Genomic DNA, 1383 nt, shown 5'->3' on the forward strand with positions numbered 1-1383 from the left:
CGCTTTCACGCTGATTCGTGTCGTGAATAAAGAATGGTGCCCTGAACTGGGATGATTGAACTTGCGAAGGTATCAATCGGACCAGATCGAGGAGCACCATTCAGGTGAGCAAGTCTACGTCGCCGTACCCCACGCTGTCTGCAGATGGCACCGGAACCGGGGTCGTGTCGCACGCCGGCGCCGCGGTGTTACTCCGGGCTGCGGAGAAAACGGGTCTGACCAGCCGATTATCCGAGGCGTTGGCGCCGTGGCGCAAACCTTTGGCGACTCATGATCCGGGCAAGATCATCTCCGACCTGGCCGTGGCGGTCGCGATCGGTGGCGACTGTTTGGCCGACATCAACCAGTTACGCGCCGACCCGGCGGTGTTCGGTCAGGTCGCCTCTGATCCGACGGTGTCGCGCCTGATCTCGACGTTGGCCGATGATGCGCCGGCGGCGCTGTCGGCGATTGCGACCGCGCGTGCTGCCGCGCGGGCAGCGTGCTGGTCAGCAGCCGGTGCCACTGCTCCCGACCATGACGCCGACGTCGCTGACCCGGTGATCGTCGACCTCGACGCCACTTTGGTGACCGCGCACTCGGAGAAACAGGATGCGGCACCAACCTACAAGCGGGGGTTCGGTTTTCACCCGCTGTGTGCGTTCGTCGATCACGGCAGCGACGGCACCGGCGAACCCCTAGCGATCGAGTTGCGCCCGGGTAATGCTGGTGCCAATACCGCTGCCGATCACATCGCGGTCACCGCCGCCGCACTCGAGCAGCTACCGCACGTGGCGGGCTATCGGGTTGGCAAGTCGGTGCTGGTGCGCACCGACTCGGCCGGCGGCACCCACGAGTTCGTCGACTACCTCACCCGACGACGCCTGGCGTACTCGGTCGGGTTCGGGCTCACCGAAGCGACCGCAACCGCGATCGACCGGATCAGTCCCGAGGCCTGGACCCCGGCCTACGACGCCGAGGGCATCGAGCGCGACGGGGCGTGGGTGGCCGAGTTGACCGGGCTGATCGACCTATCGGGCTGGCCCGAAGGCATGCGAGTGATCGTGCGCAAGGAGCGCCCGCATCCAGGTGCGCAGCTACGCTTCACCGATCGTGATGGGTTGCGGGTGACCGCGTTCGCCACCAACACCGTTCGTGGCCAACTCGCCGATCTGGAACTGCGTCACCGGCGACGCGCACGCTGCGAAGACCGGGTCCGCACGGCGAAAGACTGTGGCCTGACCAATCTTCCGTTGCACGGATTCGATCAGAACCGCATCTGGTGTGCCATCGTGATGCTCGCTTGCGAGCTGATCGCCTGGACCCAGCTGCTGGCCTTCGCTGATCATCCCGCTCGCCGGTGGGAACCCAAACGACTGCGCCACCGCGTGTTCTCGATCGCCG

Annotated in this window: 1 protein-coding gene; it reads left to right on the forward strand. The window is 65.6% G+C overall.

Features of this window, described 5'->3' with window-relative positions; translation table 11 throughout:
• Window positions 1–104: 104 nt before the first annotated feature.
• On the forward strand, window positions 105–1383 hold a 1279-nt coding region (locus tag GP2_RS20780; RefSeq protein WP_006902627.1), incomplete at its 3' end, for an IS1380 family transposase.

The organism is Gordonia paraffinivorans NBRC 108238 (assembly GCF_000344155.1).
In the GTDB taxonomy this organism is placed as follows: domain Bacteria; phylum Actinomycetota; class Actinomycetes; order Mycobacteriales; family Mycobacteriaceae; genus Gordonia; species Gordonia paraffinivorans.